The organism is Mesorhizobium sp. M7A.F.Ca.CA.003.01.2.1, assembly GCF_003998945.1.
Lineage (GTDB): Bacteria > Pseudomonadota > Alphaproteobacteria > Rhizobiales > Rhizobiaceae > Mesorhizobium > Mesorhizobium ciceri.
The window spans coordinates 1-3,078 of record NZ_RZRA01000705.1 but is presented as its reverse complement, the minus strand read 5'-3'; the positions used below and the strand labels follow the sequence as shown (position 1 = coordinate 3,078).

At 60.6% G+C, this 3,078-nt stretch carries 4 protein-coding genes and 1 pseudogene; 1 reads left to right on the top strand and 4 read right to left on the bottom strand.

What is annotated here, in order from left to right:
- The 3 genes from EN969_RS24045 to EN969_RS24035 all read right to left on the bottom strand — a co-directional run.
- The coding region (locus EN969_RS24045; protein ID WP_281060028.1) for a TCP-1/cpn60 chaperonin family protein at positions 1-430 on the bottom strand (430 nt) is incomplete at its 3' end.
- A gap of 62 nt (positions 431-492) precedes the next feature.
- Entirely contained in the window at positions 493-789 is a 297-nt protein-coding gene (gene groES / locus EN969_RS24040; RefSeq protein ID WP_006203049.1) for a co-chaperone GroES, read from the bottom strand.
- Positions 790-953: 164 nt separating this feature from the next.
- Entirely contained in the window at positions 954-1,751 is a 798-nt protein-coding gene (locus tag EN969_RS24035) for a class I SAM-dependent methyltransferase (RefSeq protein ID WP_013532388.1), read from the bottom strand.
- Between EN969_RS24035 and EN969_RS24030 the strand changes: the two genes are divergently transcribed.
- Positions 1,750-2,718, top strand: a complete 969-nt coding sequence (locus tag EN969_RS24030) for a hypothetical protein (RefSeq protein ID WP_244514288.1) — start codon at positions 1,750-1,752, stop codon at positions 2,716-2,718. The genes EN969_RS24035 and EN969_RS24030 overlap by 2 nt on opposite strands.
- Positions 2,719-2,726: 8 nt before the next feature.
- Here EN969_RS24030 and EN969_RS24025 read toward each other — a convergent pair.
- Positions 2,727-3,078: pseudogene (locus EN969_RS24025) on the bottom strand (TetR/AcrR family transcriptional regulator); the annotation flags it as partial.

Genomic DNA, 3,078 nt, shown 5'->3' with positions numbered 1-3,078 from the left:
CCTCTTCGGAGGTCTTGATCTTCTTGGCGTTCTTGATCAGGGTCGCAACGACGTCGGTTACCGCGAGGTCGATGCCGCGCTTCAGGTCCATCGGGTTCATGCCGGCGGCAACGGCCTTGTGGCCTTCCTGGACGATCGACTGCGCCAGAACGGTCGCGGTCGTGGTGCCGTCGCCAGCGATGTCGTTGGTCTTCGAAGCAACTTCGCGGACCATCTGCGCGCCCATGTTTTCGAACTTGTCCTCAAGCTCGATTTCCTTGGCGACGGTGACGCCGTCCTTGGTGATGCGCGGGGCGCCGAACGACTTGTCGATGACCACGTTGCGGCCCTTGGGGCCGAGCGTGACCTTCACCGCGTCAGCGAGGATGTTGACACCGCGCAGCATGCGCTCGCGGGCATCACGGGAGAATTTTACGTCTTTGGCAGCCATTTTTAGCTCCTGGCAGGGGCTTTGATCGAGCCCGGGAATTCAGTTGACGGAAAGGCCTGATATCAGCCGATGATGCCCATGATGTCGGATTCCTTCATGATCAGAAGGTCTTCGCCATTGAGCTTGACTTCGGTGCCCGACCACTTGCCGAACAGGATGCGGTCGCCGGCCTTGACGTCCAGCGGGACCAGCTTGCCAGCTTCGTCACGAGCGCCGGAGCCGACAGCGATGATCTCGCCTTCCTGCGGCTTTTCCTTTGCCGTGTCGGGGATGATGATCCCGCCAGCGGTCTTGGATTCGGATTCGACCCGGCGAACGACCACGCGGTCATGAAGCGGGCGGAACTTCGACTTTGCCATTTTTTCTTCCTCGATGAGAACGGTGAGAAACAGTTCCTCCATCCGGCGGCGCCGGACATGTGGTTAGCACTCACCAAAGGCGAGTGCTAACGTGGCGCTGAAATAGGCTGGCGGCGCGCCGGAGTCAAGGCGCTCGGAGCGCCTCTTGGCGCATGATGATGAACTTACCGGTGCCTGGCCGAACCGAGCACCAGAAGCGGGCACCGTTCCGCCAGCGGATAGCTTCCGCTCGGCACGACGCGCACGTCGCCGAACCAGTTGGCTGCCTCGTTGGTCAGCGTGGCCAGCGTCGCGAAGCTGTAGCTTATGTCCGAGCCTGCATAGACGTCGATCGTGTTGATCGAGCTCATGCTCCATCCTGTTCGCGCGGCAAGAGCTTCGCGGTCCGGAAACAGTCTGCCGAATGCATCGCGGATCGTTGCCACCTTGATGGTAAAATCGCGGTCGTCGGTCGTACACGCCATCGCAATCCGCCATTTGAGCGCGTGGAAATTCTCGATCCCGCCGGCCAGAACCAGAGCTTCGATGCCGCACAGATCGTCCGCCGTTTCCGGTCGTGCGAAGACGCGGATCGCTGCGCGCCTGCCAGGCTTCAGCACCCTGGCGACCTCGCCAAACAACGAACTGCGCGCCGCCTGGGAAGCGACCGCCGACAGGCATCCGTCGCCGATGACGGCGTCGATGCTTGCGCGGTCCACGGGCAGGTTAAGCCAGTTGCCGGCGATTGCCCGTCGCGAGCCGTCGTCGCCAGCCCATACGCCGGAAATCATGGCCGCCGACTGGTCGACCGCCAACATCGACTTGCCCAGAACTGCCAATTCCGGGGTAACCCCCAAGAGAAGGACATCGGCATTTCCGAGATCAAGTTCGCGATCGAATATAGCGACGGTTTCCGCTGTCGGCCGGAGCGGCGCTTCCAGAAGTTTCCAATGGCGGTGGTAATCGTCCCAATGATTTGTCATGCAATTCCATTGGCCCCCTGCACGCCTGGATTTTGGATATCACCGGGGCTTAATAGAGGTCGTTGGACAAGCCAAGACATTTCAAGGCATCTACAGACAGTCCAGGAGGTGGATAGTGGCGCGTATCGCCGTGATAACGCATGAGCATGACAGGTTCCTGGGCAGGCGCGATATTCTGCTGCGCAGGAGCAGCCCATACATGCTGTTCGACATTCTTGCGGAATTGAAAAGGCGCGGCCATTCGGTTCGGGTTCAGCAAGGCCTGTCGAAGCCGGTCAGCGCCGATATGGCGGTATTGCATGTCGATGCCACGGTGACGCCAACGGACTATGTCGACTATGCCCGGTGTTTTGCATTCTGCCTCAACATCGGCGCCGCCGACATATCCAAACGGCGGATCAGTGGTGCATTGATCGACAAAACCGACAGCTGGCAAGGTCAGGTGATCGTCAAAAGCAATCTCAACAATCGGGGAATCCCGGAGACGCTCCTCAACCGGCGATCCGAGCGCGCGGGCAAACAGCCGCCGTTTCCGCATTTGCCAATCTTGCACCCCTATGAGATCCACGGATCTCTCGGCGACGTTCCAGACGGCGTCTTTGATTGCGACGATCTCGTCGTGGAAAAGTTCATTCCGGAGAGAGAACCCGACGGTTTTGCTGTTCGTTTCTGGGTGTTTTGCGGAGAGCGAGAGCGCTGCACCCGCTACGTCTCCCCGAACGGCCTGGTCAAGGCATCGGAGACGATCCGGCGCGAGCCCGTCCCGGTGCCCGACGAACTGCGTGAGCGCCGGCGTGAACTCGGCTTCGACTATGGAAAATTCGATTTCGTCATGCATGAGGGCAGGGCCATCCTCCTCGATGCGAACAAGACTCCCGGCCGTCCGCAAAATCTCGTCAAGATGTTCGCGGCCGGCGCTTCGGATCTGACACACGGCTTCGAAGGCCTCGTCCATCGGGCGAAATAGGCGCGGCTCTAGAGGAACAGCCGCAGCTGCGTGTGAATGATAGACCGGTAATCCTCGATGGTCCGGCGGCTTTCCGCTTCGCCCTCGGCAAGCGCCAGGCGCACCACGCCGCCGGCGAGCTGGAAGATCAGCAGAACCATGCGTTCGAACTGCTCGCGCCTCTCGGGCTCCAGCAAGGCGATGACATGGTCGCAGAACATTTTGGCTTGGTGCCGCGTTTCGGCGAGGTCGAGGTTCTTGAGCGCCTTGTCGGCCTGGATGGCGTTCTGCAGATCCTGGATGGCCGGATCGCCGGCGACACGGCTGAGATAATCATCGAGCAGCCGGTCAGCGGCCACGATGACATCTTTCGCCTCGTGG

Coding starts and splice junctions, on each gene's coding strand:
- groES (WP_006203049.1), bottom strand. CDS start 789: ATGGCAAAGTCGAAGTTCCGCCCGCTTCATGACCGCGTGGTCGTTCGC.
- EN969_RS24030 (WP_244514288.1), top strand. CDS start 1,750: ATGCAATTCCATTGGCCCCCTGCACGCCTGGATTTTGGATATCACCGG.
- EN969_RS24035 (WP_013532388.1), bottom strand. CDS start 1,751: ATGACAAATCATTGGGACGATTACCACCGCCATTGGAAACTTCTGGAA.